Source organism: Sphaerisporangium melleum (assembly GCF_014646695.1).
Classification (GTDB): domain Bacteria; phylum Actinomycetota; class Actinomycetes; order Streptosporangiales; family Streptosporangiaceae; genus Sphaerisporangium; species Sphaerisporangium melleum.
Genome location: NZ_BMNT01000014.1, coordinates 1 through 26,411 on the forward strand (window position 1 = coordinate 1; position 26,411 = coordinate 26,411).

The following is a 26,411-nucleotide window of genomic DNA, read 5'->3' on the forward strand; positions in this document are numbered from 1 at the left end:
AAGCTTTCCAGCGCCGATGGTACTGCACCGGGGACGGTGTGGGAGAGTAGGACACCGCCGGACAAAATTTGATAGATAGATGGATATGTAGGTAGGCCGCCCGGGTTCCGGGCGGCCTTCCTGCGTTTCCGGGGGTTTCTCCCGGCGCCAGGATCGTGCTGCGCCCCGCGGCTTGTCCTTGTTCCTGGCGTGTCCTCTCTCCCGGTGCGTCGTCGCTTCTAGCGTGTCCTCGACTCTCGGTCCTGGTGTTCCGGGGTTCCGGTGTGTCTTCCGCGCGGACCTCCACTTCCTGTGACCACCGGATACTCGAGATGCCAGCCTCCTACCGCCGGTTGGTATTACCTGGCGCGCTGGTGCCGGGAGCGGGGTCTGTTCGAACGAATGGATGGTGAAGTGGTGGGGGCTTGCTAGGCTGGACGATGCCGGGCCACCCCACCACGGGTGGCCTTCGTCGCGTAAAGGCGCCACGGGCGGGCAGCGACAGAGTGAACGGGCTTCGGTGCCCGCGGCCGGGTAGCCCGCCCCCTCCGCACATGGTCGGCGCTACAGGTGAACGCCGATCACGGCGGACGCGGTGAGCGAGCAACGAAGGACAGAAGTGAACAGAGAAGACGGACGTGAGGACTCGGGTCGCCCCCAAGAGGGCGGATACCGCTCGGGCGGGAGATCCGGAGATTCCCGCGGCGACCGTTCCGAGGGGGCCAGGGAAGGGCGGCAGGCCGGAGGCTTCCGGGCGGGAGCTCGTGGTGAGCGACGTCCAGGCGACGGGCCTCGCTACGGCGAGTCGCGTGAAGGCCGCTCCGGCGGGTCCTACGGGTCTCGTGACCGCAATGACCGGGGAGGGCGTCCGTACCAGCGTAATGATCAGGGCGATCGACCGTACGGCCGTCCGGAACGTGGCGCTTCAGGCGGCGGTCAGAGATTCGGTCGGGACGAGCGCGAAGACCGGGGCGACCGTCCGCGCCGCTCCTTCGACGACAGGAGTGGCCGCAGCGACAGGCCAGAGCGTTCGTTCGATCGCTCGGACCGTCCGGGACGCTCCTTCGACCGCAGTGACCGGCCCCAGCGGTCATTCGACCGGAACGATCGCCCTCAGCGCTCCTTCGACCGCGATGACGATCGTCGTGGCGCGGGCGGGGATCGCTCGTATGGGCGCGGTGACCGTTCTTCGGGCGGCCGCGTGAACCCTGGTCACGGTGGGGACCGGCGTGATGAGCGCGGCGCCGGGCCGTCCACGTGGCGTGATCGGGATGATCGTGGTGGTCGTCCGTCCGGTCCTGGACGCGGAGACCGTGACAGCCGGTCGTTCGGACGCGAGGACCGCGGAGGTTCCGGTTCCCGTGGCTTCACCCGAGAAGGTGGCTTCACCCGAGAGGACCGAGGCGACCGGGGCGGTGCAGGTGGGCGTCCGTACGACCGGAGCGATCGTGGCGACCGGCGTGGCGGCCCGTCCTACCGTGACGATCGAGGGGCCCGCTCCTTCGACCGCGGTGAGCGCGGTGGCCGGACGGGCGACCGTGACGGGCGCGGCCGGCCTGATGAGCGTGGTGGCCGGAGCTTCGAGCGTGACGAGCGTGGTGGCCGGGGCTTCTCCCGCGATGACCGGGACAACCGTGGCGCTCAGGGACGCGACCGGGACGATTCTCGTGGCCGTTCGTTCGAGCGCGGCGACCGAGGCGGCCACGCCGGCTCCCAGGGCGACCGCCGTGGGCCCGCGCGTCCCTACGGTGGCGAAGGGCGCCAGGGCCGGGACGAACGCGGTGGCTTCACGAGTCCGCGTGCTTCCTTCCGCGATGATCGCGGTGACCGGTCGTACGGTGGTGGGAACCGCCGGTCCGATGCCGGAGGCCGCCCCACCGGTCGCGATGGCCGGAGTGAGAGCGGAGAGCGTCCGTTCCGGCGGGAGGACCGCGCCGGCTCGGGACCGCGTCCGTTCAGCCGTGAAGGGCGGGACGACAGGGCACCTCGCCAGGGGCGTTTCCAAGACGACCGAGACGGGAGCAGGGGCTTCCGCGACCGCGATCGTGACCGCGGCTGGGACAAGGACAAGGCAGAGCGCGGATTCCGGGACGAACGGTCGGGGCCGGCGCGGGACACGGCCGGCGGTTCCCGTGGACGCTACGGCCGGGATGGTGGAGGACGCCCCTTCGCCGCGAACACCGAGCATGGTGCCCGAGACGACCGTGCCCGCCGTGAGGAGCGCGAGCCGGTGCCCGAGCTGGCCGCGGACATCACGCCGGAGGAACTGGACAAGGAAGTCCGGGACGAGCTCCGCTCCCTGCCGAACGACCTCGCGAACATGATCGCCAGCCACCTGGTCGCGGCGGAGCGCGCACTCGGGGACGACGACGCGGCGCTCGCGTACGAGCACGCGAAGGTCGCCCGGCGGTTCGCGGCACGCATCGGCGTCGTCCGCGAGGCGGTGGGCCTGGCCGCCTACCGCGCCGGACACTACGCCGAGGCGCTCAGCGACTTGCGGGCAGCGCGCAGGATGACCGGATCGGAGGAGTTCCTGCCGATCATGGCGGACTGCGAGCGCGGGCTGCGCCGGCCCGAGCGTGCTCTCGACCTGGTCCGTTCGCCCGAGGCCGGTCGCCTGGGCCGCGCTGGTCAGATCGAGCTGGCCATCGTCGAGTCCGGTGCCCGCCGGGATCTCGGCCAGTTCGACGCGGCGGTCATCACGCTGCAGCGGCTGCCCGAGTTGCGCGGTGAGGAGCCGCACCCCTGGTCGGCCCGCCTGGCCTTCGCCTACGCCGACGCTCTCGCCGAGGCCGGGCACGAGAGCGCGGCCACCGACTGGTTCGAGCGCGCGATGATGTTCGACGAGGACGGTGAGACGGACGCCGCCGAGCGGTACGCCCAGCTGACCGGGGCCGTGATCGAGGACATCGAAGAGGACGACGAGGAGGATGGCGCGGACGCCGAGTTCCTTGTGGACGCAGGCGGCGTGTTCGACCTTGACGACCAGGAGGACGAGGACCTGGACGACGAGCCTTCCGCCGGTCTCGCCGCGGAGTCTGATGCCGATCCGGTTCGTGATCTCCACGCGGACACCGGCGACGGCACTGACGTCGACGTCCGCGACGGGGGCGATGCCGGTCTTCCCGGCACCGGGACCGGTGAGCGGGATGACGCGTCGGAGGAGCGTGCCTCGGGTGCGCCTGAGGACTCCCCGGCGGCCGCCGACGCCCACCGGGCCGCTCCGCTCGCCGGACCGGCCACGGGCGGAGAGCGGGTGGTCCCACAGGACGAAGGCGCCGACTCCGCGGCGGAGAGCGCCGAGATCGGCACCGGGGACGGCGACGTCCAGGAACGTCAGGCCCCGTCGGCCACCGCGGCACCGCGGGTGGAGATCGGGATGGCGCCGCCGTTCATCGAGCCCGACTTCGGGGTTTCGGCCGGTGCACTTCCTGGGGATGTTCTGGACGATGACGACGAGGCAGATGACGCCCGGCGCCGCGCGTCCGACAGGCGTGACGACTGAGGCGCACCCGTGCTGACGAGGGGTGGTGGGCGCCGGCAAACCTCGAGGTGTGCGGCGCCCGCCACTCATCGTTCCCACGCCGGGCCGGGCTAAGCGTGCCCGCCCGGCTTGGAAATCATGGCTTCTCCTACAGCCCCCGGCCGTCGTCGGGGGACGGCCGCTCGTCCCTCTGGCGGGTGAGAGCGCTCGTGTGCCGGTCAGCCGGTGAGACAGACGATGCGTCTGGTTCGATGGGCCACTTCACATCCGCCACGTTCCGTCACCTCTCGCCCGAGGTGCGCTCCAGCCAGTGCACGATGCCCGCGACGTTCGAAGGCGCTCCGCTGAGCAGCTCGAAGTGCGCGGCCTCCTCGGTGTCCGCGCCATCTTCGGAGGCGAGGACGGCGTACCGCTCGCGCGTCTTCTCGCGCACCATGGCCACCGCGTGGTCGAGGTCCATGCCTTCGGCATGAGCTCGGCGGGTGAGATCCACCCATACGCGCAGTTCCTCTGCCGAGCGTGCCAAGGTCTCGGTCACCTCGGGGACCGGACCATAGTGGCTGAACAGCAGTCGCTGCGGGCCGAGGCTCTCGAACAGCGCGAGTGAGTTCAGGGCGACCTGGAGATCGAAGTCCGGCGGAGGCGTCGCGGGACGCAGGTCGCCCGTCTTCGGGAGGTACACCCCCGCCGCATCCCCGACGTACAGGTCGCCGGTGGCCGAGTCCAGGAGGCCGACATGGTGCCTGGCGTGCCCGGGAGAGTAGTGGCTGGACAGGGTCCGGCCGCCGCCGAGGTCGATCGAGTCGCTGTCGTCCAGGGCTCGGATGCGAGAGGCTTCGGTGGGGGAGAGGGTGCCGAAGAGGACGTCGAGCTTGTCCCCCCACACCATTTGGGCGCTGGACATCAGGCGGCTCGGGTCGGCGAGGTGCCGCGCGCCCTTCTGGTGGACCACTATCTGGGCGGCAGGGTAGAAACCGGCGATGTCGCCGACTCCTCCGGCATGGTCCAGATGGATGTGCGTGACCACGACGGTGGCGAGATCGTCTGGTCCCACTCCCAGAGAGGTCAGTGCGTCGCGGACCACGGGGGCGGAGGTGGAGGTGCCCGTCTCCACCAGGCACGGACGGTCGCCGAGGATCAGATATCCCGCGGTGATCCCGGCATACCCGGCCATGCGCGTGTCGATTTCGTAGACGTCTCCGCCCAGTGGCGTGATGTTGTCCACAGGCGACTCCTTCGCTCCGCGGGCGCGGGCCGTGCTCGCGCCGCTCCTCTGTTCGTATCACCTGGGCGATCTCCCGCGCGAACCGTCCGATCCGTGTCATCGGCTGGGGGCGTCACCGGCGCGCTGTCCACAGAGTGGCGTTCGGATCTCCGGCGCGGGATTCCGATGCCGAAGATGGGCGGTGCCGGGATGTTCAGCAGGAAGGGGCTGCCACGCACAGCAACGAGGTCAGGCTGGTCGGGCGGTTGTCCAAGCCGCCACGGCACAAGGAACTGCCGAGCGGCGACGTGATGACGATGTGGGGCCTCGCGGTGCGCCGGCCCGCGGAGCATCCGAGCGGGAAGAAGGCCGATGGCATCGCCTGTGTCACCTTCGACCCCGCGCTCGGCGGCCGGGTGGCCGGGTGGCGGATCGACGACGTGGTCGCGGTCGAGGGAGCCCTGCATCAGCGATATCGGCCCGGCGCCGGTGGCGGAGTCAGCACCTACGAGGTCGAGGTGCACCACGCTCACCGGCTCCAGGAGCACCTGGCGAAGCCGCCCGGGGTCTCCGCCGCGCAGGGAGCCGAGCCGGACGCGCGATCTGGGCCCGATGAGGCCCGGCCGGTGCCGGGAGCGCGGGTGGCGGAACCTTCGCTCCACGGACGTCCGGCCGGTGATCCGCCACCGGGTCGCGCGTCCAGCACCCCTGGTCCGGCTCCCGGCTGATGCCCATGAGGCCTGATGAGGCCTGACGGGGACGGTGAGTCATCCGGAGAGGATGCCCAGGAATGAAGCCCTCTCCGGTGGGGCCGGAGTCCGGATACCGGGGAGTCCGTCTGCGCCGATGGGCCCTAGTGGCGGGGACGGCGGAGGACGCGGACCTGCCGGGGCCCCAGGATCGCGTCCGCAGCCAGGGAGGGCCCCTGCAGGGGGACGCCTTCCACTGCGGAGAGGTCGACGTGCCGGTCCGTCCGGTTGATCAGGAACCAGTAGTCATCGGTCTCATCCGTTCGGACGGCCACCTCCACCAGGCCGCGGGCCTCGGGAGGCAGGTCGGAGGCCACTTCGCCGATGTCCAGCAGACGCGGAAGGACGACGGACAGTCCGTCGGGGCCGAGCCGGGTCGAGACGTAGGACGCCGAGCCGGCCTTCGTACGCCGCACCGTGATGGCGGGGCGGCCGGCCTGGTCGCCCGTCTTGTAGGAGGCCAGAACCTCGGTCGCGGTGTCGGTGAGCTCGATCCGGTCGGTCCAGAGCGTACCGGCGACGCCGAGGTCGAGATCGACGGCGTCGCCGGCCGGCAGCGGGCCGAACTCCTGGATGCGGATGCCCAGCACATCGCGCAGGGCCCCGGGGTAGCCGCCGAGCCATACATGGTCGTCCTCGTCGACGATTCCGGAGAAGTAGGTGGTGACGAGATGTCCGCCGGAGGCGACATAGTTCTCGAGGCGCCGGCCGAGCGCGCCGGGCACGACGTGCAAGATCGGCGCGACCAGCATCTGGTAACCGGTGAAGTCGTCGGCCGGGCTCACGATGTCGACGCGGACGCCCGCGGCGAGGAAGGCGGAGTACCAGTCGAGGGCCTCTTGCCGATATCGCAGCAGAGAGGTGGGGTGGGAGTCGAGTTCGCTCGCCCACCACGACTCCCAGTCGAAGACGATCGCGGCGGCGGCGCGGCTGCGCCGGGTGCCTGCCACCGGCGCGAGCGCTGCCAGCGTGGCGCCCAGTTCCGTGACCGCGCGGAACACCTCGCTGTCCTCGCCGGCGTGCGGCAGCATCGCCGAGTGGTACTTCTCGGCTCCGCCCGCGGACTGCCGCCATTGGAAGAAGCACACCGCGTCCGCGCCGTAGGCGACGTGGGTGAGAGAGTCCCGGGCCATGCCACCGGGCTTCTTGGCCAGGTTGACCGGCTGCCAGTTGACCGCGCTGGTGGAGTGCTCCATCAGATACCACGGCCGGGCGCCGGCGAGCGAGCCGGTGAGGTTCGCCGAGAAGGACAGCTCGTCCTGCGCCTGCGGACCGGTCAGCAGGTAGTGGTCGTTGGACACGAAGTCGACCTCGCCGGCCCAGTCGGCGTAGTTCATGCCCTTGGTCCCGCCCATGACCATGAAGTTGGTGGTGACGGGGACGTCGGGTGTCACCTCGCGCAGCACGTCTCGCTCCGCGCGCAGATGGTCTTTCAGCGCATCGGAGGAGAACCGCTTGAAGTCCAGTTGCTGGGTCGGGTTGGGGTAGGAGGCCGCCAGGCGCGGGGGCAGGATCTGCGCCCAGTCGCTGTAGTGCTGGGACCAGAACGCCGTCGCCCAGGCGCGGTTCAGCTCCTCCAGGGTGCCGTACCGCGAGCGCAACCACGCGCGGAAGGCGGTCGCGGCGTCGTCGGAGAAGTCGTAGACGTTGTGGCAGCCGAGCTCGTTGGAGACGTGCCAGGCGGCGAGGGCGGGATGGCGGCCGTAGCGTTCGGCCAGGGCCCGGGTCAGCCGCAGCGCGTGCTCGCGGAAGACCGGCGAGGTCGGCCGCCAGTGCTGGCGCGCGCCGGGCCACACCGTGTGGCCGTTCTGGTCGACGGGAAGGATCTCCGGGTGCTTCGTGGTCAGCCACGGCGGCGGCGAGGCGGTCGCCGTGGCCAGATCCACGGCGATGCCGTGGGCATGCAGCAGGTCCATCGCGTCGTCGAGCCAGCCGAAGTCCCAGACGTCCTGCGCCGGCTGGATCCGCGCCCACGAGAAGATGGCCAGGGAGACGATGTTCACCCCGGCCGCTCGCATGGCGCGCATGTCCTCGTCCCAGACCTCGCGAGGCCACTGCTCGGGGTTGTAGTCGGCGCCGAACGCCAGCCGCGCTCGTGCCTGGCTCGATGGCCAGCGCAGCCATCGATGACCGTGGTCAGCTTCCACAACGACTCCTGCTCTCAAGATCCAACCTGGTGGTGTCCGCCGGGACGTCCACATGCACTACCGATCGGCCGCGCGGCCCGAGCCGTCTGGCGGCTGGAGGCGGCCGCTCGGCACGAGCGGCGAGCCGCCGCCCATCGCGATGTCACGAAGGGGGGACGGGCGCGGGGCGGCACGGGACGCGGGAGGTCACTTGATCGTGAAGCCCTGCTCCTGGCCGTACTTGACGGAGGCGTCCTGCCACGCCTTCAGGCCGTCCTGCAGCGTGGTGGCGGAGGTGTAGGCCTTGCCGACGGTGTCGTTGAAGACGCTGTTGGCGTAGACCTGGAAGGGCAGGTAGGACCAGCCGGTGACGACCTGGGCGGCCGACTGGGCGAGCACCTCGTTGACCTTCTGGCCGCCGAAGTAGGGGAACTCCTTGTTCTGGAACGCCGTGTCCTGCAGCTGGGCGGTGGTGGCGGGGAACGCGCCGCCGTCGACGCGCGTCTTGACGCCCTCGTCGACGTTGGCGTACTTCACGAACGCGTAGGCGAGCGCCTTGTTGGCGCCGGCCTCCGGGATCGCCAGGGAGCTGCCGCCGTTCTCGGCGGTGGCCTTGCCGCCGGCCTCCCACTGCGGCATCGGGGCGACCCGCCACTTTCCGGAGCCGGTCTTGACTCCGGATTCGAGGTTGGCGGGCATCCACGCGCCGATGACCAGGGTGGCGATGCTGCCGTCGCCCAGGCCCTTGTACCAGGCGTCGCTCCAGCTCGTGACGGGCGCCAGCAGCTTGCCGTCGATGAGCTTCTGCCAGGTCGCGGTGAACTTCCGCGTGCCGTCGTCACCGAAGTTCACGCCGACGTCGGTGCCGGCGACGGTGTAGGGCTTGCCACCGGCCTGCCAGATCATGCTGGTGGTGAAGCCGGCGTCGCCGGTGTCGTTGGCGATGTAGGCCTTCGGGTCCGCCTTGTGGAGCTTCTCCGCCGCGGCCACGTACTCATCCCAGGTGGCCGGCACCGTCAGGCCGTACTTGTCGAAGACGTCCTTGTTGTAGAACAGGGCCATCGGGCCGGAGTCCATGGGCAGCCCGTAGACGCTCTCGCCGACGTGGACGGCGTTCCACGGGCCGGGGGTGAAGGTGCCGTTCAGCTTGCCGGCGCCGAAGGCGTTCAGGTCGGCGACCGACTTGGCGAGGGCGAACTGCGGCAGGGCGTAGTACTCCACCTGAGCCACGTCCGGGACACCGGAACCGGCCTTGATCGCGTTCTGCAGCGCGGTGTACTGGTCGTTGCCGGTGCCGGCGTTGACGAGGTTGACCTTGACCTTGGGGTACTTGGCCTGGAAACCGGCGACGACGTCCTTGAGAGTCGGCTCCCAGGCCCAGACGGTGAGGGTGCCGCCGGTGTCCAGGGCCTTTTGCAGGTCGGCGTCGGAGACGGTGGAGGAGGCGGCGGTGCCGGAGCCCGCGTCGCCGGAGGATCCGCAAGCGGCGGCCGTGAGCGACAGGGTCAGGGCCGCGCCGAGCAGCAGGGCGCGACGGCGGGTCATCGTCATGGATGTTGCCTTTCTGGGATTCCTGGGGAGGGACGGCCGGGCCGGAGCGCCGGTCACTCCTTGACGCTTCCGGCGGCCAGGCCCGACTGCCAGTACCGCTGCAGCAGCAGGAACGCGGCGATCAGCGGGATGATGGTGAGCAGCGAGCCGGTGATCACGAGGTTGAACACGGCCTCGCCGCCCGCGGTGCCGGCCTGCTGGTTCCAGGCGTTGAGGCCGATGGTCAGTGGGTACCAGTCGGGGTCCTTCAGCATGATCAGTGGCAGGAAGTAGTTGTTCCAGGTGGCGACCACGTTGAACAGCAGGACCGTGACCGTGCCGGGCGCCAGCAGCGGCAGGCTGATCCGGAAGAACGTCCGGAACTCGCCCGAGCCGTCCACCCGCGCCGACTCGAGGATCTCCTTCGGCACCGCGTCGGTGGCGAACGTCCACATCAGGTACAGGCCGAAGGGGGAGACCAGTGACGGGATGATGATCGCCCAGGGGGTGTTGGTGAGCCCGAGATTGGCGAACATCAGGAAGGTCGGCACGGCCAGTGCGGTGCCGGGCACCGCCACCGCCCCGATCACGACGGCGAAGACGCCCTTCTTTCCGGGGAAGTCGAACTTCGCGAGCCCGTAGCCGGCGAGCGTCGCCAGCAGGGTCGCGCCGCCGGCTCCGATGGTCACGTACAGCAGCGTGTTCAGCAGCCAGCGGGTGAAGATCCCGCCGTTGTAGGTGAACGTCGTGCCGATGTTGTCCAGCAGGGCGAAGTCGCCGGCGAACCACAGACCGAAGGAGTTCAGCAGCCCTTCCTGGGTCTTGGTGGCGTTGATCACCAGCCAGGCCAGGGGAAGCAGCGTGTACACCAGCATGATGGCCGTGAGGGCGGTCAGGGTCACGCTGCGGCCCTCGCGGGCCGCCCGGCCGCGCCTGATCACGAGCGGGCCGCGGGAGGCGGGACCGCGCCCGCGCCGGTGGGCTCGATCGGCGATGGGTGTGCTCGTCGCCATGGCTCAGACCGCCTTCCGCGTGCCACGAAGCTGGACCAGGTAGGCGATGACCATCGTGATGACGCCCATGACGATGGCGACGGTCGCGGAGTAGTCGAAGCGCTGTCCCGCGAAGGACAGCGAGTAGGCGTAGAGGTTCGGCGTGAAGTAGGTGGTGATGGAGTTGGGCGCCAGCGCCTTGAGGATGCTCGGCTCGTTGAACAGCTGGAAGCTGCCGATGATCGAGAAGATCGTCGCGATCGACAGCGCTCCGCGCAGTGCGGGAAGCTTGATCGCCCAGATGATCCGCAACTGGCCGGCTCCGTCGAGGGCGGCCGCCTCGTACAGCGATGGGCTCACCACCCGGAGCGCCGAGTAGAGGATCAGCATGTTGTAACCCACGTACTCCCAGGTCACGATGTTGCCGATGGAGGCGAGGATCAGGCCGGGCGACAGCGGGTCGGGCAGCGAGACGCCGAGTGCCTGGTTGATGTTCCCGATCAGGCCGAACCTCGTGCCGTACATGAAGCCCCACATCAGCGTGGCGACGACCGCCGGCACCGCGTAGGGCAGGAACACCGCGATCCGGAAGAACGCCGACCCGTACAGCCGGCCGCTGTCGATCGCGAGCGCGATGAGCAGCGCGAGGAACAGCATGATCGGCACCTGCACGACCAGGAAGACCGCCACCCGTGTGAACGCCGACCAGAACTGCGGGTCGCGAAGGACGTCGAGGTAGTTGCCGGCCCCGACGAAGACCGTCCCGCCGATCAGCCGGGTGCGGAACAGGCTCAGGTAGATCGAGTAGGCGATGGGTGCCAGGAAGACCAGCGCGAACACCGCCATGAACGGCCCGACGAACCGCCAGCCGATCCATGATCGGTCTTGGGTGCGCCAGGCGCCCCGAACGTTGGAATGACCCGAGACCACCGGCTCCGCTCCTTTCCGTGGCGTGTCACCGACCCACGGTGATGTTCACGTGAACATCGCGACCTCTGGATATTACCCGGGCGTTGCGCACGGTGGTCTTCCGGGTCGCCTGGGTAATGTTTACGTTAACTTATGCTGCGGTATGGTGGCACCGGTCCAATGCGAGGTCAAGAGCCGTCCTCGCACCGGTGACGAGCCGGACCTGAGCGGGATCTCCCCGGTCACCCGGGCAGGCAGACAGGAGCGACACAGCGATGGATCTGGACGGCCCGTCCGGGCGGCCCGCCGCCCCGGCCGGCGGCGCGCAACGCGGTGGCTCGGGCATCCCGGGCGGTCGCCGCAAGCAGCGGGTCTCCATGGCCGACGTGGCCCGGCTGGCCGGCGTCTCCTCCCAGACGGTCTCCCGGGTCGCCAACGGGCATCCCGGCGTCGTCGGCGCGACCCGCGAGCAGGTGCTCGCGGCGATGCGGGAGCTCGGCTACCGGCCCAACAGCGCCGCCCGGGCGCTGCGGTACGGGCAGTTCAACACGATCGGGGTGATCCTCTTCAACCTGGCCTCCACCGGCAACAGCCGCACCGTGGAGGCCATCGCCACGCACGCCGCCGCGGAGGGATACGCGATCACCCTCATCCCGATCGACGTCCCCACGCAGGACAACGTGCTGGGCGCGTTCACCCGCATGGGGGAGCTGGCCGTCGACGCGGTCATCGTCATCATCGAGATCCACCTCCTGGACGCCGGGACGGTGACGTTGCCGCCGGGAGTCCATGTCGTCGTCGTGGACTCCGACGCCGGCGACCGCTACAGCGTCGTGGACACCGATCAGGCCGAGGGGGCGCGCCTGGCCGTCCGTCACCTGCTCGACCTCGGTCACCGGACCGTCTGGCACATCACCGGTCCCGAGACGTCCTTCGCCAGCCAGCGCCGGGCCGAGGCCTGGCGCCAGGTCCTGAAGGAGGCCGGACGACCGGTCCCACCGCCCCTGCACGGCGACTGGTCCGCCGAGTCCGGCTATGCCGCCGGGCTGGCCCTCGCCGCGGATCCCGCCTGCACCGCGGTGTTCGCCTCCAACGACCAGATGGCCCTCGGCCTGCTGCGCGCACTCCACGAGGGGGGCCGGGCGGTGCCCGGCGACGTCAGCGTGGTCGGCTTCGACGACATTCCCGACGCCGCGTGCTTCGTCCCCCCGCTGACCACCGTTCACCAGGACTTCGCCGAGGTCGGCCGGCGCTGCGTCCAGGGTGTGCTGCGGCAGATCCGCGACGGCGGCGACTGGCGTCCCGGCACCGAGCTCGTCCCCACTCGTCTGGTGGTTCGGGAGAGCACGGCGCCCCCGAGGGGCTGAAGCCTCTCGGGGGAGGGCCGTCCACGCGCCCTCGTGCGGACGTCCGGCCGGACGGCCGCCGCGGGGAGCCGGCGACCCCGAGCCGGTCGCAGGCGTGCCGGAACGGCGACGAGCGCCTCGTCGGGCGCGCGCCCGGTTCAGCCGGCGTCGAAGGTGCGCAGGACGAGTCCGGTGCGCGGTTTGGGGCCGAACGAGGTGGACTTGCGCGGCACGCGCTCTCCGCCGGCCGCGATGGCCAGCACGTCTGCCACCTTGAGCGGCGGGACGATCACCGCGGTGCCCGACTCGCGGCGGGCGGTCTCGGCGGCGAGGAACGGGTCGTGGTGGACGATGCGCACGGTCCGCTCGTCGTCCGGTATCCCCCAGACCTTCGGCAGCAGGAATTCGGCGAGGATCGAGGTGACCAGCGACCGCCAGGTCGCCGACCGCTCCGGGGGCATCGCGTGCCGCAGCTGCACGGGGTCGGGATCGGTGAGCAGGTGGGCGGGGCCGTCACCCGCCAGCACGAACGCCGGCCCGTGGGCCGCGTCGAGCGCGTCGAGCGCCTCTTCCAGGCGTGCGTGCTCGTGCACCTGCCACGCCCCTTTGGCCCGCGCCACGGCCTCCTCCAGGGACAGGCCGGGGATGACGCGATGGATCGCCTTGAGTTCCGGCGGGTAGGCCGTCGAGTCGACGAGCAGGGCCAGGCCGAAGTCCCAGGGGCCGGGGCCCCGTCCCGCGGCGTGGTATTCGCGCCGCAACTGCAGGTAGGTGGCGTAGCGGTGGTGGCCGTCGGCGATGAGCGCGCGGCGGGAGATGAGCCCGTCCTGCACGGCGCGCAGCTCCGCTGGGTCGGTCAGGGCCCACAGCCGGTGGCCGACCCCGTCGCCGGTGCGGATGTCCACCAGCGGCTCCCGCGTGGCGGCCACCTCTTCGATCAGCCGGGCGGGAGCACCGCCGTCGCCCTCGTACAGCAGGAAGATCGGTTCCAGGTTGCTCTCGGTGGTCCTCATGAGCGCGAGACGGTCGGCCACCGTCGCGGGCATGACGTTCTCGTGCGGGAGCACGACGCCCTCCTCCGGCTCCGACAGGCCGAGGTCGCCGATCAGGCCGCGCAGCAGCGGGCCCGGCCCGCTCTGCTCGTACACATAGAGGGCCGGGTGGTCGTCCACGACGAGGACGCCTGAGCCGAGCCATCCTTGGAGGATCTCGCGGGCCTCACCGTAACGGTGCTGGTCGCCCCCGGGAAGGATCAGGCGCACCACGTTGTTGGGGTGAGCGTCCAGCAGTTCGCGGACGTCCTGCGCCGAGACGAGGTCGTACGGTGGAGAGGTGACCGCGGCCAGATCATCCACTGCGAAGCGCACACCCCGGAACGGGCGTAGTACCAGTCCGCCTGGTGACGGCAGTTCAGAGATGGCCATACCGGGCATGGTGCCATAAAGGCCTGAGTCGTCAGAGACAGCCCCGACCCCGTAGCGCTGCCCGGCTCGTCAGGAAGCCGGGATGACTTGCCCTCTGAAGGAGGCCTCACACGATGGTGCAGGGACGAAGCGGGCCGGAGCAGTTCGACCACCAGCGGAACGCCCCCGAGGGTGACGTCTATGAGTGGTTCCAGCGCGGGGTCAAGCTGCTGAAGGACGGCAGCCCCGCGGCCGCGGCGGCCATATTGGCCCGGGCGGCCGACGCCGAGCCCGAGTCGCGCAGCATCCGGGAGGCCCTGGCCAGGGCCCAGTTCAACTCGCGCAGATACCAGGACGCCGCCGACAGCTTCCGCCGCATCGTCTCCGCCAACCCCACCGAGGACTACGCCTACTTCGGCCTGGGCATGGCCCTGTGGCGGACCGGTGACATGGAGGCCGCCCACCAGCACCTCGCCATGGCCGTCGCCATGCGCCCGGACCTGCGCGACTACGTCTCCGCGCTCAAGCAGGTCAGAGCGACTCTGCGGGCAAGGCAGGCGTAACGGCGCCTGCGGGCGGGGCGGTGCGGGCGTTCCGTCCGCGCCCCGGCAGGCGGGCGGGTCATCGGCCGGGCACGGGATCGGAAATAGTGGGGCCATGGAGTCCACGCTGATCGACCTCTACGACACCTTGCTGCTCGATCTCGACGGAGTCGTCTACCTCGGCCGCCGGGCGGTGCCCGGCGCCCCGGAGGCGCTCACCCGCGCGCGCGACCTCGGCGCGCGGCTCGCCTACGTGACCAACAACGCCTCGCGCACCCCCGCCGCGATCGCCGAGCACCTGGTGTCCATCGGAGTACCCGCCACGCCCGGCGACGTCGTGACCTCCGCCCAGGCCGCGGCCCGCATGATCGCCGAACGGGTGCCCCCGGGTTCGGCGGTGCTCGTGGTCGGAGGCATGGGCCTGCGCTCGGCTCTGCGCGCCCAGGGCCTGCGCCCGGTCACCACGGCGGCGGAGTCTCCCGTGGCCGTGGTCCAGGGCATCTCGCCCGACCTGTCCTACGCCCTGCTCGGCGAGGGAGCGCTGGCCGTGCGGCGCGGCGCCTGGTTCGTCGCGGCCAACGGCGACACCACGATGCCGACCGACCGCGGAGAGTTGCCCGGCAACGGGTCGATGACCCGGGTGATCGCGACGGCCACCGGTGTCGAGCCGGTCTCGGCGGGCAAGCCCGAGCCGCCGCTGCACCGGGAGTCGATCCTGCGGACCGGCGCGCGCGACCCGCTCATCGTGGGCGACCGGCTCGACACCGACGTGGAGGCCGCCACCAGGGCGGGCGTGGACAGCCTGCTGGTGCTGAGCGGGGTCACCGGTCCGCTCGGCCTGCTCACCGCGCCGCCCGCGCACCGGCCGACGCACATCGCCGCGGATGTCTCGGCCGTCCACGAACCGCCCGCGCCGGTCGTCTCGGACGGCGAGGAGTGGAGCCGTAACGGCTGGGTGGCACGCTGGGAGAACGGCGGGCTGCACCTCAAAGGCGGGGGCGACCCCCTGGACGGGCTGCGCGTCGCCTGCGCCGCGTCCTGGGCGCGGGCGGGCGAGGGACGCACGGACCCCGGCGCGCTCACCCAGGCCATGGCCGCGATCGACCTCTGAGTGCACGCCCCGCGCCGCGGGACGCCTCTGAGAGGCCAGGGCGCCATGCACCCACTGTCCATCCACTGTGCGCCCGCCGCCCGCGGCGGGCGGTCAGAGGAGCTTGCGCAGGCGCAGGAGGTCTCCCAGGCTGGCGTCGATCTTGACGCGGCCGCCGAGGACGGCGCGCCCCATGTCCAGCTCGCCGTTGACCATGGACAGCAGGTCATCGCCGGAGATGCGGATGCGCACCTCGGCGGGCCGCCCGTCGGCGGGGGGCACCTCGGTGAACGGCTCCAGCCCGTCCTGGCGCATGCGCCCGTAGAACGTCACGTCCAGATCGGTGATCCGGCAGCTGATGCTCCTGTCCACCACATGCTTGGTACGGGTCGCTGGATCAAGCTCGGCGAACTGCTCGGCGAGCTTGTCCAGCGCCGCCCTGCACTCGTCGACGGTCGCCATGCGTGGTACCCCTTCTCATCCTTTAAAGCCCTCCGACTTACGGACGGTAGCGTTTCACTTGAGTACTACGCGAAATCCGGCGCGCGGGCGCGGCCAGGGAAGGGAAGAGCATCGCACCGGTGACCGCTTCCGATACGGTCGGGTCGGCGGCGATCACAACAGGCGGCGACGCCGGCGCGCGACCGTTCCATCGTGTTCCTGATCGGCGCCGCGACCAAGGTGCCGCGGCCGGCGGGCGCACCGCGAGCGGCGGCGCCCGGATGGCCGGGTACGGAGAACGGGTGGAGACGACGCGATGACGGAGACCGGCGAGGCCAGGGTGGCCGCCGCCCTGGCCGGGCTGGGCGGCCTGGGGGAGCTGCCCGTACGGGAGCACGTCCCGGTGTTCGAGGACGTCCTGGGCGGGCTGGAGGCGGCCCTGGCCTCCATGGACGACCCCTCCCCGGCCCAGAGCCCGGGGGACGCCGGCGGCGCGGAGGGCACCCGATGACGGCCCGGCCGCCCGGGGGGTGGGCGCGTTGAGCCGCCGCGTGCGCCTGGACAGCGAGCTGGTGCGCCGCGGCCTGGCCCGTTCCAGGGAGCAGGCGGCCGAGCTGATCACCGATGGCCGGGTGAGCGTCGGCGGGCGCACCGCCGCCAAGCCGGCGACCCAGGTGGACACCGCCTCGGCGATCGTCGTGGCCGACGCGCCGGACGGGCCCGACTACGTCTCGCGGGGGGCGCACAAGCTCCTCGGCGCGCTGGAGGCGTTCGGGCCGCTCGGCCTGGCCGTCGAAGGACGCCGCTGCCTGGACGCCGGCGCCTCGACCGGCGGCTTCACCGACGTCCTGCTGCGCCACGGCGCCGCGCACGTCCTCGCCGTCGACGTCGGGTACGGGCAGATCGCCTGGCAACTGCGCACCGACGAGCGGGTCACCGTCATGGAACGGGTCAACGTCCGCGACCTGACCCCCGCGATGGTGGGCGAGCCGCCCACGCTGGTCGTCGGCGACCTGTCGTTCATCTCGCTGCGCCTGGTGCTGCCCGCCCTCACCGCCTGCGCGGCGCAGGAGGCCGACTTCGTGATGCTGGTGAAGCCGCAGTTCGAGGTGGGCAAAGAGCGGGTAGGAGCCGGTGGCGTCGTACGGGACCCGGCCCTGCGCGCCGCATCCGTCCGTGATGTCGCACGGGCGGCGGGCGAGCTGTCCCTGACCGTGCGCGGCGTGACCGCGAGCCCGCTGCCGGGCCCCTCGGGCAACGTCGAGTACCTGCTGTGGCTCGGGAAGGGGCCGGGGGCCGCCCCGGTCGCCGACCTCGACGCCGAGATCGAGCGGGCGATCACCGAAGGTCCCCAATGACGTGTGACCGGCCGCCGGAGGAGCGGAGTTGAGCATGGACGGCGTGAAGCGCACGGTGCTGATCACGGCCCACACCGGCCGCGACCCGGCCGTCGAGAGCGCGCGGCTGGTGATCCACAGATTCCTCGGCGAGGGCTTCACGGTCCGCGTCATGGAGCCGGAGGCCGAGGAGATCGGCGCCCCCGGCGTCGACGTGGTCCCGGCGAGCCCGGCCGCCGCGGAGGACGCCGAGATGCTGCTGGTGCTGGGCGGCGACGGGACGCTGCTGCGCGCCGCCGAGCTGGCCCGCCCGGTCGGCACGCCGGTCCTCGGCATCAACCTCGGCCACGTCGGTTTCCTCGCCGAGGCCGAGATGGCCGACCTCGCCGAGGCCGTCGACCGCGTCGTCACCAGCCGGTACACCGTCGAGGAGCGCATGACGCTGGAGGTCGGGGTACGGGCCAACGGCGAGCTGCTGGCCTCCACCTGGGCGCTCAACGAGGCCAGCGTCGAAAAGCGCGACCGCATGCTGGAGGTCGTCGCCGAGATCGACGGGCGGCCCCTGTCCCGCTGGGGGTGCGACGGAGTGATCTGCGCCACCCCGACCGGGTCGACGGCGTACGCGTTCTCGGCGGGCGGGCCGGTGGTGTGGCCCGAGGTCGAGGCGCTGCTGCTGGTGCCCAACAGTGCCCACGCGCTGTTCGCCAGGCCCCTGGTGGTCTCGCCCCGGTCGAGCATCGCCGTCGAGATCCTGCCCGGAACCTCCGGCGGCGTCCTGTGGTGCGATGGGCGGCGCCGCTTCGACCTGCCGCCCGGCGTGCGGGTGGAGGTGCGCCGCGCCGACCTGCCGGTGCGGCTGGCGCGGCTGCACGACGCCGAGACCATCGGCGCCCCGTTCACCGACCGTCTGGTCGCCAAGTTCGACCTCCCGGTCCAGGGATGGCGCGGCCGCATACGCAAATGACCAGGTCAGGCAGGTCCGCCACCCGGTTCGCCCTGCCTTTCCTGGCCCGGAGACCCGCCCGGCCGAGCGGCGCCGGGGCCGTGCGGGCCACCCGGGGACAAGTCCCGGTCATCGAAAACCTTGGCGATTTACGCGTAGGATCGACCCCGCACAAGTGGTGACCGAGCCAAGCCCACACGGTCCGGCGAGGTGCCCGGACGGAAGGCGGCGCGGCGAAACGGCGGGAGGGACCCAGTGCGGCCACGGGTCGATGAGGTCCAGATCAAAGGGCTCGGGGTGATCGATGAGGCGGTCCTCCGGCTCTCATCGGGATTCACGGTCGTCACCGGCGAGACCGGCGCGGGCAAGACGATGGTCGTGACCGGGCTGGGGCTGCTGTTCGGCGGCCGGGCCGACCCCGCCCGCGTGCGCCCCGGAGCCGAGCGCGCCACCGTCGAGGGCACCCTGGTCGTCGAGCCCGGCGGCCGGGTCGCCCAGCAGGTGGAGGACATCGGCGGCCAGATCGAGGACGGCGAGCTCATCATCGCCAGGACGGTCTCCGCGGAGGGCCGGTCCCGTGCCTGGCTCGGCGGCCGGTCGGTGCCGGTCGGCACCCTGACCTACCTCGCCGAGGACCTCGTCGCCGTGCACGGCCAGATGGACCAGCAGCGGCTGCTCCAGCCGGGGCGCCAGCGCGCCGCCCTCGACCGGTACGCCGGCGAGGAGCTCGTCAAGCCGCTGCGCGCCTACCAGCAGGCGTACAAGCGGCACAAGGAGGCCGGCGAGGAGCTCCGGGAGCTCACCACCAGGGCGCGCGAGCGGGCACAGGAGGCCGACCACCTGCGCTTCGGCCTGGAGGAGATCGAGAAGGCCGACCCCAAGCCGGGCGAGGAGGCCGAGCTCAAGCACGAGGAGGAGCGCCTCGCGCACGCCGACGCGCTCAAGAACGCCGCCGCGACCGCCCACACGGCGCTGCTCGGCGACCCCATGGCCGGCGCCCAGGGCCTGCAGGACGCCGTGTCGCTGCTGGGACAGGCACGCGCGGTCGTCGAGGCCGTCCGCGAGTACGACACCGCGCTCTCTGGCATCGCGGACCGGCTCGCCGAGGCCGGGTACCTGGTGTCGGACGTCGCCACCGAACTGGCCGCCTACACCGAGTCGGTCGACGCCGACCCGGCGCGGCTGGCCCTCGTCCAGGAGCGCCGGGCGGTGCTGAACGGTCTGATGCGCAAGTACGGTGCGGACACCGAGGCCGTTCTCGAATGGGCGCGCCAGGCCGCGGACCGGGTCGGTGAGCTCGCCGGAGACGACGACCGCATCGCCGAGCTCACCCGCGAGCACGAGGAGCTGACGGCCCGGCTCACCGAGCTGGCCGCCGAGCTCACCGCGATCCGCGCCGCCGCCGCCGAGCGCTTCGGCGAGGCGGTGACCGCCGAGCTGTCCGCGCTGGCCATGCCGCACGCCCGCGTCGTCGTGGTGCTCACCCCCGCGGGCTCGTTCGGCCCCGACGGCGCCGACGAGATCGAACTGCGCATGATGTCCCACCCCGGCGCGCCGGCCCTGCCGCTGAACAAGGGCGCCTCCGGCGGCGAGCTGAGCCGGGTCATGCTGGCCATCGAGGTCGTCTTCGCGGGCGCCGACCCGGTGCCGACCTTCGTGTTCGACGAGGTCGACGCCGGCGTCGGCGGCAAGGCGGCGGTCGAGATCGGCAGGCGCCTGGCCCGGCTGGCCCGCACCGCGCAGGTCATCGTGGTCACCCACCTGCCGCAGGTCGCCGCGTTCGCCGACCAGCACCTGGTCGTCGAGAAGGCGGGCGACGGCAGCGTGGTGCGCAGCGGCGTCACCGCGCTCGACCGCGAGGGACGGGCCAGAGAGCTGGCCCGCATGCTGGCCGGGCTGGAGGACTCCGAGCTCGGCCGCGCCCACGCCGAGGAGCTGCTGTCGAACGCCGCCGCCGACAAGGCGGAGGACTGACCTCCGGGCCGGTCGCGTGCCGCCGCTCCCGCGCGCCGCGGTCGTGACAGGACGCCGCGCAGGCGTGCGGGACGTCCTGCGGGGTAATCGCAACACGCGCGGCCGCCGCGGCCCCCGCCCGGCTTCCCACCGCACAAGACAACTGACACGCCGTGATGCGGGCACATCTTGGTCGCACGCTCTGGCAGGATGGTTCGTGATGAAGGTGCCGACCTTGAGGGTTCAGGGGCTCCGCCGCAGGAAGGTCTCAGATCTTCCCGGGGTGACGGCAGTGGCGAGGATCGACCGGCGCACCAAGGGGCTCACCAAACGCCTCCGGCCCGGGGAGATAGCGATCATCGATCATGTCGACGTCGACCGGGTGAGCGCGGAGGCTCTTGTCGCGTGCGGCGTTTCGGTGGTGCTGAACGTCGCGGCGGGCATCAGCGGCCGCTACCCGAACCTCGGCCCGCAGATCCTGCTGAACGCGGGCGTCACCGTCATCGACAACGTCACCCCCGAGGTGTTCGACCGCGTCCGCGACGGCGACGTGGTGCGCGTCCACGACGGCGAGATCCACCTCGATGACGAGCTCGTCGGCAAGGGCGAGGTCGCCACTCCCGAGAGCGTCGCCGCCAAGATGGCCGAGGCGCGCGCGGGCCTGTCGGTCCAGATCGAGGACTTCGCCATCAACACGATGGAGTACATCCGCCGCGAGCGCGACCTGCTGCTCGACGGCGTGGGCGTCCCCGACATCCGCACCACGATGGAGGGCAGGCACGTCCTGGTGGTGGTGCGCGGCTACCACTACAAGGAGGACATCGCCACCCTCCGTCCCTACATCCGTGAGTACCGCCCCGTCCTGATCGGGGTGGACGGCGGCGCCGACGCGCTGCTGGAGGCCGGCTACCTGCCCGACCTCATCGTCGGCGACTTCGACTCGGTGTCCGAGCGCGCGCTGTGCTGCGGCGCCGAGCTGGTCGTGCACGCCTACCGCGACGGCCGGGCCCCAGGGCTGGAGCGCGTCCAGCAGCTCGGGCAGCAGGCCGTCGTCTTCCCGGCGACCGGCACCAGCGAGGACATCGCGATGCTGCTGGCCGACGACAAGGGCGCAAGCCTCATCGTCGCCGTCGGCACGCACGCCACCCTGGTGGAGTTCCTGGACAAGGGCCGCTCGGGCATGGCGAGCACCTTCCTCACCCGGCTGCGGGTCGGCGGCAAGCTGGTGGACGCCAAGGGAGTGAGCCGGCTCTACCGCAGCCGCATCTCGGTCGGCTCGCTTCTGCTGCTGGTGGCGACGGCGCTGATCACGGTGGGCGTGGTCCTGTGGTTCTCGCCGATGGGCAAGGTCTGGCTGAACGGGCTGCAGGACGCCTGGAACGGTTTCATCTTCTGGCTGGTCGGAATCTTCTCGTGATCGATTTCCGCTATCACCTCGTCTCCATCGTCGCGATCTTCCTCGCGCTGGCCGTCGGCATCGTGCTGGGCAGCACGGTGCTGAACGCCCCGCTGGTCGCCTCCACCGAGGCGGTCTCCGCGCAGTTGCAGGCGGACAACGCCGAGCTGCGCTCCCGGGTCGGCGTCGCGCAGGCCCGCGGCTCGGCCGGTGACGCCTTCGTCGCCGACCGGCTCCCGCAGCTCGTCCAGGGCGCCCTGGCCGGCGAGCGGGTCCTGATCGTCGAGGCGCCCGGGGCCGACACCAAGCTCCGCGAGCCGCTGCAGAACGTCGTCACGGCGGCCGGGGCCGTGGTGAGCGGCCGGATCACCCTCACCGAGAAGTACCTCAACGCCGAGCAGGCGGTGACGCTGGACGAGCTGGCCACCAGCGTCAAGCCCTCCGGCCTGGAGTTCGCCCTCAACGCCACGCCCTATGACAAGGCGGCCGCCGTGCTGACCGGCGCTCTGATGACCGCCGACAAGGCCCAGGCGGGCAAGGAGGATCCGGCGGGCGCCGCGCTGCTCGACTCCTTCCAGCGCGACGGGCTGCTGACCGTGGAGGGAGAGGCCGCCAAGCGCGCCACCCTCGCCCTGGTCGTGGCCCCCGCCGCGCCGTTCGAGGGCGAGGCCGCCGACGCGCAGAACGCCGCCGTCGTGTCGCTGGCCGCCCGGCTCGACGAGGGTGGCCAGGGCGCCGTCATCGCCGGGACGGTGCCCACCTCCGCGACGGCCGGCGTCATCGGCGCGCTGCGCGCCGAGAGCGAGGCCTCCTCGAAGGTCTCCACCGTCGACGACGTCGATATGGCCATCGGGCAGGCCGTGGTGGTCTACGCTCTGCGGGAGCAGGCCGCCGGAGAGGTCGGGCAGTACGGCCTCGGCTCCGACGCCACGGCACTCGAACCGACCTCCTTGGCCGCGCCCACGCCCACCCCTGCGGCGGGCGGCTGACCGGGCGCACCGCGAGCGCGGCCCGCCCACCGTGCATCCGGCCGCCGGTTCCCGCGGACGGCCGCCCCGTCCTGACGACCCGTGCCGGCTCCCGCGCCGGACGCTCCTGATGAAGAGGGATCAGCAGTGGCCCATCGCACCTGGCTCGGCGCCCTGACCGGCGCGGCCCTCGGCGCCGTCGCCGCCCGCGCCGCCTACGCGGCGTTCACCCGCCGCCCTCCGATCGGCGACGAGAAGACCTGGACGCGCACCAACCACCGCGGTGAGCCGCTCACCCTGCTGGAGGGCCCGGCGTTCGTCGCGGGCGCCGGCGCGGCGGCGGCACTGGCGCCCGGCCTGCCGGTGCGCGCCCGCGCCGCGGCCCTGCTGGCCACCGCGGGCAGCGGAGCCCTCGGGGCGTACGACGACCTGCGCGGGGCCACCTCGTCCAAGGGCTTCAAGGGCCACCTGGCCGCCCTGGCGCGCGGCGAGGTCACCAGCGGAGCGGTCAAGATCCTCGGCATCGGCGCCGCGGGCCTGGCCGCCGCCGCGCTCCTGCCGAGCCGGCCGGGGGAGAAGGGCGGGCCGCTGGCCCGCGCCGCCGGCACGCTCGCCGACGGCGCGCTGATCGCCGGGGCCGCCAACCTGGCCAACCTGTTCGACCTGCGGCCCGGCCGCGCCATCAAGGTGGGGCTGCTGACCGGTGGCCCGCTGCTCGCGGTCTCGCTCGCCAAGGCGCGGGCGGGCGGGCCGGGCACCGCGGCGGCGGCCCTGGCCGCGGCCCCGCTCGGCGCGGGCCTGGCTCTGCTGCCCGAAGACCTCGGCGAGCGCGCCATGCTCGGCGACGCCGGGGCCAACGCGCTCGGGGCGCTGCTCGGCGTCGCCGCCGTCGCGAGCCTGGACCGCCGCTCGCGCCTGGCCGTGCTCGGCACGGTCGCCGCGCTCACCGCCGCCTCCGAGAAGGTCAGCTTCACCAAGGTCATCGCCGGCAACCCGGTGCTCAACCGGCTCGACATGCTGGGCCGCCGTCCCGCATGACCGCACGGGTGGGCCGGGGCCTCGCCGCCGCGGCGGTCCTGATCGGGGCCGTCACGGTGCTGGCACGGGTGGTCGGCTTCGCCAAGCAGCTCGTCCTGGCCCGCACGATCGGCACCGGCTGCCTCGGCACGGCCTACACCACCGCCAACGGGCTGCCCAACATCATCTTCGAGGTCGTCGCCGGCGGCGCCCTGGCCGGCATGGTGGTCCCCGTGCTGGCCGGCGCGGCCACCCGCGCCGCGGCCCCGGCGGTCGCCCGCGCGGGGGCCGGGTCGGCGCCGGGCGAGGCGGCGGAGCAGGAGAGCGCCGAGCAGGCCCGGGAGCGGGTCGGGCAGATCACCTCCGCGCTGCTCACCTGGGTGCTGGTGCTGCTGGTCCCGCTCGGCGTCCTCACCGCCCTGGCCGCCCGCCCGCTGATCGTGCTGTTCACCGGGCAGGTGTCCGGCTGCCAGGCCCAGGCGGGCGATCTGGTGGGCATGGCCACCCGGATGCTCGTCGTGTTCGCCCCGCAGATCCCGCTGTACGGCCTGGCCGTGGTGCTGTACGGGGTGCTGCAGGCCCACCGCCGCTTCGCCGCCCCGGCCGCCGCCCCGCTGGTGTCCAGCCTGGTGGTCATCGTCGCCTACCTGCTGTTCACCCCGCTCGGCCACGGGACGGTCGACCCGCTCGCCGAGGTGCCGCGCCCCGCCGAGCTCGCCCTGTCGGTGGGCACCACGCTGGGCGTGCTCGCGCTGGTCGTCACCGTGATCGGCCCCTTCTCCCGGCTCGGCCTGCGGCTGCGGCCCACCCTGCGCTTCCCCGCCGGGGTCGCCGCGCGGGTGCGCCGCCTGGCCGCGGCCGGGCTCGGCGCGCTTCTCGCCCAGCAGGCCGCCACGGCGCTGGTGCTCTGGCTCGCCAACCGGTACTTCGGAGCGGGCGGGAGCGCCGGGTACGGCTTCGCCTGGGCGATCTACCAGGTGCCCTACGCGGTCCTGGCCGTGCCCATCGCCACCAGCGCCTTCCCCGCGCTGTCCGCCCGCGCCGAGGACGGCGACCGCGACGGGTTCGCCGCGCTGTCCGCACGGACCACCCGGGCCGTCGTGCTGGTGTCCGGGCTCGCCGCCGGGGTGCTCGCCGCCGTCGCGGCACCGGTCGCCGCCGTGTTCGTCTCCGGCATCCCCGGCCAGGTCAGCGTCGCGGAGCTGGCCCGGGCCATCGCGCTGTTCGCCCCCGGCCTGGTCGGGTACGGGCTGCTCGCCCACCTCGGCCGCGTCCTGTACGCCCAGGGGAGGGGGAGGGCCGCCGCGGCCGGCACGGTGGCCGGCTGGCTGGTGGTCATGGCGGCCCAGGCGGCGTTCGCGGCGGTTTCGCCCGAGGGGTGGAGGCTCGGCGGGCTGGCCCTGGGCAGCACGGTGGGCATGACCGCGGGCGGGGCTCTGCTGCTGGTGGCGGTGGCCCGGCCGCACGGCGCGGCGGCGCTGGCCGGGCTCGCCCGGGCGTCGCTCGCGGCGGTGCTCGGCGGTGGCGCCGGCTTCCTGGCCGGATGGTGGGTCACCACCCTGCTGCCCACCGGCGGCCCGGTCGCCGGGGCGGGCGTGGCCGTGCTCGCGGGCGCGGCGGCGCTGGTGGCGTCCCTGGCGGTGGCACTGGCGGTCGACCGGCACGACATCACGGCGGCCCTGCCCCGGGTGCGACGCGGGTGAAACGGTTCCCAGGCCGCGTCGCCGCCTGGTGGCACGGGTCATCCACCGGCGGTGGGCACGGCGGTCCGGTGGCGGGTGCGACCGGGTGATGGCGCTCCCCGGCGGGCGGGGAGCGGGAGCGGTGACGGAAGGGGAGTGTCGCAGTGGCTGAGACGGCGCGGCGCGTGGCGCTGGTGCTCGGGACGAGCACCGGCGGAGTGGGACGGCACGTGCGGATGCTCGCCGAAGGGCTGGCCCGCGAGGGACACCGGGTCGTGGTGGCGGGCCCGGCGAGCACCGAGGCAGCCTTCGGCTTCTCCACCGTCGCCCCCTTCGCGGAGGTTCCCGTCTCCGACCGTCCCCGCCCGGCCGCCGACGCCCGGGCTGTGCTGCGCCTGCGCGCGCTGACGGCGGGGGCCGACGTGGTGCACGCCCACGGGCTGCGCGCCGGCGCGCTGGCGGCCCTGGCGCTCACCGGGCGCCGCGCCGCCCTGGTGGTCACCCTGCACAACGCGCTGACCACGTCAGGGGTGATCGGCGCGGTGTACGGCCTGCTGGAGCGCATCGTCGCCCGGCGTGCCCACCTGGTGCTGGTCGTCGCCCCCGACCTCGGTGAACGGATGGCCGCCCGCGGCGCCAGGCGGGTGGCCGCCGCCGTCGTGCCGGCGCCGCCGCTGCGCCCTCCCGCAAGGCCCGCCGCCGAGGTGCGCGCCGGACTGCGGCCTCCCGGCCACGAGCAGGACACCGGGCCGATCCTCCTCACGATCGCCCGACTGGCCCAGCAGAAGGGCCTTTCCACCCTGCTGGACGCCGCGCGCGGGCCCTACGGGCAGGACGCCGCGGCCCCGCTGTTCGTGGTCGCGGGGGAGGGGCCGCTGCGTGGCGCGCTGCAGGAGCGCATCGACGCCGAGGCGCTGCCGGTCCGGCTGCTCGGGGACCGGGCCGATGTGGCCGACCTGCTCGGGGCAGCCGACGCGGTGATCGTCCCCAGCCGCTGGGAGGGGCAGCCGCTCAGCGTGCAGGAGGCGCTGCGGGCCGGCCGTCCGATCATCGCCACCGCCGTCGGGGGCATCCCCGGCATGGTCGGCGACGCCGCACTGCTCGTCCCGCCCGGGGACGCGGCCGCCCTGCGGGCGCAGATCGCCGGGCTGCTCGGCGACCCCGGGCTCGCCGGACGCCTGTCGGCCGCCGCGGCGGCTCGCCCGCTCCCGGGCGAGCAGGACGCGCTGAGCGCGGCCGTGGCGGCCTACGAGGCGGCACGGCAGGCGGCGGGAGGTCACGGCTGACCACGGCTGGCCGCGCCGCCACGGCGGTGCGCGC

Annotated in this window: 22 protein-coding genes; 14 read left to right on the forward strand and 8 right to left on the reverse strand. The window is 72.7% G+C overall.

All coding sequences use genetic code 11. The annotated features are described in order from the left end of the window. Window positions 1-1,069: 1,069 nt before the first annotated feature. Window positions 1,070-1,684 (reverse strand): hypothetical protein, encoded by a 615-nt coding sequence (locus IEY93_RS13825; RefSeq protein ID WP_189163448.1) that lies wholly within the window; start codon window positions 1,682-1,684, stop codon window positions 1,070-1,072. Between the two features lie 525 nt (window positions 1,685-2,209). On the opposite strand from IEY93_RS13825, the gene IEY93_RS13830 reads away from it, so the two are divergent. Continuing rightward, window positions 2,210-3,484 (forward strand): tetratricopeptide repeat-containing protein, encoded by a 1,275-nt coding sequence (locus IEY93_RS13830; RefSeq protein WP_189163449.1) that lies wholly within the window; start codon window positions 2,210-2,212, stop codon window positions 3,482-3,484. Window positions 3,485-3,743: 259 nt separating this feature from the next. Here the strand turns inward: IEY93_RS13830 and IEY93_RS13835 are convergent, their stop codons facing one another. After that, window positions 3,744-4,688 (reverse strand): MBL fold metallo-hydrolase, encoded by a 945-nt coding sequence (locus tag IEY93_RS13835; RefSeq protein ID WP_229691115.1) that lies wholly within the window; start codon window positions 4,686-4,688, stop codon window positions 3,744-3,746. A 245-nt stretch (window positions 4,689-4,933) separates the two neighbouring features. Here IEY93_RS13835 and IEY93_RS13840 point away from each other — a divergent pair, with 245 nt between their 5' ends. After that, window positions 4,934-5,395 carry a hypothetical protein gene (locus tag IEY93_RS13840; protein ID WP_189163450.1) on the forward strand — a complete coding sequence of 154 codons (462 nt, stop codon included), beginning with the start codon at window positions 4,934-4,936 and terminating at the stop codon, window positions 5,393-5,395. Window positions 5,396-5,520: 125 nt separating this feature from the next. Here IEY93_RS13840 and IEY93_RS13845 read toward each other — a convergent pair whose 3' ends face one another. From IEY93_RS13845 to IEY93_RS13860, 4 genes are all read right to left on the reverse strand, one after another. After that, the gene (locus IEY93_RS13845; protein ID WP_229691116.1) at window positions 5,521-7,563 is read right to left on the reverse strand and encodes a beta-galactosidase; all 2,043 of its coding nucleotides are present in this window, start codon (window positions 7,561-7,563) and stop codon (window positions 5,521-5,523) included. Between the two features lie 186 nt (window positions 7,564-7,749). Next, a complete protein-coding gene (locus IEY93_RS13850; protein ID WP_229691117.1) occupies window positions 7,750-9,087 on the reverse strand; it encodes an ABC transporter substrate-binding protein in 1,338 nt (445 codons plus the stop codon). A 59-nt stretch (window positions 9,088-9,146) separates the two neighbouring features. Continuing rightward, the gene (locus IEY93_RS13855) at window positions 9,147-10,085 is read right to left on the reverse strand and encodes a carbohydrate ABC transporter permease (RefSeq protein WP_189163453.1); all 939 of its coding nucleotides are present in this window, start codon (window positions 10,083-10,085) and stop codon (window positions 9,147-9,149) included. A gap of 3 nt (window positions 10,086-10,088) precedes the next feature. Beyond that, window positions 10,089-10,994 carry a carbohydrate ABC transporter permease gene (locus IEY93_RS13860; protein WP_189163454.1) on the reverse strand — a complete coding sequence of 302 codons (906 nt, stop codon included), beginning with the start codon at window positions 10,992-10,994 and terminating at the stop codon, window positions 10,089-10,091. Window positions 10,995-11,248: 254 nt separating this feature from the next. On the opposite strand from IEY93_RS13860, the gene IEY93_RS13865 reads away from it, so the two are divergent. Beyond that, window positions 11,249-12,340 (forward strand): LacI family DNA-binding transcriptional regulator, encoded by a 1,092-nt coding sequence (locus IEY93_RS13865; protein ID WP_203968368.1) that lies wholly within the window; start codon window positions 11,249-11,251, stop codon window positions 12,338-12,340. 137 nt (window positions 12,341-12,477) lie between these two features. Here IEY93_RS13865 and IEY93_RS13870 read toward each other — a convergent pair whose 3' ends face one another. Then, entirely contained in the window at window positions 12,478-13,743 is a 1,266-nt protein-coding gene (locus IEY93_RS13870; RefSeq protein ID WP_307837572.1) for a DUF1015 family protein, read from the reverse strand. 113 nt (window positions 13,744-13,856) lie between these two features. Between IEY93_RS13870 and IEY93_RS13875 the strand changes: the two genes are divergently transcribed. Next, a complete protein-coding gene (locus IEY93_RS13875; RefSeq protein WP_189163456.1) occupies window positions 13,857-14,285 on the forward strand; it encodes a tetratricopeptide repeat protein in 429 nt (142 codons plus the stop codon). A gap of 94 nt (window positions 14,286-14,379) precedes the next feature. Then, window positions 14,380-15,375, forward strand: a complete 996-nt coding sequence (locus IEY93_RS13880; RefSeq protein ID WP_189163457.1) for an HAD-IIA family hydrolase — start codon at window positions 14,380-14,382, stop codon at window positions 15,373-15,375. A gap of 93 nt (window positions 15,376-15,468) precedes the next feature. Here IEY93_RS13880 and IEY93_RS13885 read toward each other — a convergent pair whose 3' ends face one another. Next, complete coding sequence (locus IEY93_RS13885) at window positions 15,469-15,816, reverse strand: SCP2 sterol-binding domain-containing protein (protein ID WP_189163458.1); 348 nt, start codon at window positions 15,814-15,816, stop codon at window positions 15,469-15,471. A gap of 295 nt (window positions 15,817-16,111) precedes the next feature. Here IEY93_RS13885 and IEY93_RS13890 point away from each other — a divergent pair, with 295 nt between their 5' ends. The 9 genes from IEY93_RS13890 to IEY93_RS13930 all read left to right on the forward strand — a co-directional run bounded on the left by IEY93_RS13890 (window position 16,112) and on the right by IEY93_RS13930 (window position 26,377). Further along, window positions 16,112-16,306 carry a hypothetical protein gene (locus tag IEY93_RS13890; RefSeq protein ID WP_189163459.1) on the forward strand — a complete coding sequence of 65 codons (195 nt, stop codon included), beginning with the start codon at window positions 16,112-16,114 and terminating at the stop codon, window positions 16,304-16,306. Window positions 16,307-16,334: 28 nt separating this feature from the next. Next, complete coding sequence (locus tag IEY93_RS13895; RefSeq protein ID WP_275411981.1) at window positions 16,335-17,153, forward strand: TlyA family RNA methyltransferase; 819 nt, start codon at window positions 16,335-16,337, stop codon at window positions 17,151-17,153. Between the two features lie 34 nt (window positions 17,154-17,187). Continuing rightward, window positions 17,188-18,096 carry an NAD kinase gene (locus IEY93_RS13900; protein WP_189163461.1) on the forward strand — a complete coding sequence of 303 codons (909 nt, stop codon included), beginning with the start codon at window positions 17,188-17,190 and terminating at the stop codon, window positions 18,094-18,096. 234 nt (window positions 18,097-18,330) lie between these two features. Beyond that, entirely contained in the window at window positions 18,331-20,049 is a 1,719-nt protein-coding gene (recN, locus tag IEY93_RS13905; RefSeq protein ID WP_189163462.1) for a DNA repair protein RecN, read from the forward strand. A gap of 199 nt (window positions 20,050-20,248) precedes the next feature. Next, on the forward strand, window positions 20,249-21,445 hold the full coding sequence (gene steA, locus IEY93_RS13910) for a putative cytokinetic ring protein SteA (RefSeq protein ID WP_189163463.1): 1,197 nt from the start codon (window positions 20,249-20,251) through the stop codon (window positions 21,443-21,445). Further along, the gene (locus IEY93_RS13915) at window positions 21,442-22,413 is read left to right on the forward strand and encodes a copper transporter (protein ID WP_189163464.1); all 972 of its coding nucleotides are present in this window, start codon (window positions 21,442-21,444) and stop codon (window positions 22,411-22,413) included. The genes steA and IEY93_RS13915 overlap by 4 nt, the downstream gene beginning before the upstream one ends. Window positions 22,414-22,539: 126 nt before the next feature. After that, window positions 22,540-23,430: a hypothetical protein gene (locus tag IEY93_RS13920; RefSeq protein ID WP_189163465.1), complete on the forward strand. Its 891-nt coding sequence runs from the start codon at window positions 22,540-22,542 to the stop codon at window positions 23,428-23,430. Further along, on the forward strand, window positions 23,427-25,112 hold the full coding sequence (gene murJ, locus IEY93_RS13925; RefSeq protein WP_189163466.1) for a murein biosynthesis integral membrane protein MurJ: 1,686 nt from the start codon (window positions 23,427-23,429) through the stop codon (window positions 25,110-25,112). The genes IEY93_RS13920 and murJ overlap by 4 nt, the downstream gene beginning before the upstream one ends. Before the next feature lie 143 nt (window positions 25,113-25,255). Beyond that, window positions 25,256-26,377 (forward strand): glycosyltransferase family 4 protein, encoded by a 1,122-nt coding sequence (locus IEY93_RS13930; protein ID WP_268241552.1) that lies wholly within the window; start codon window positions 25,256-25,258, stop codon window positions 26,375-26,377. The last annotated feature ends 34 nt before the right edge of the window (window positions 26,378-26,411 follow it).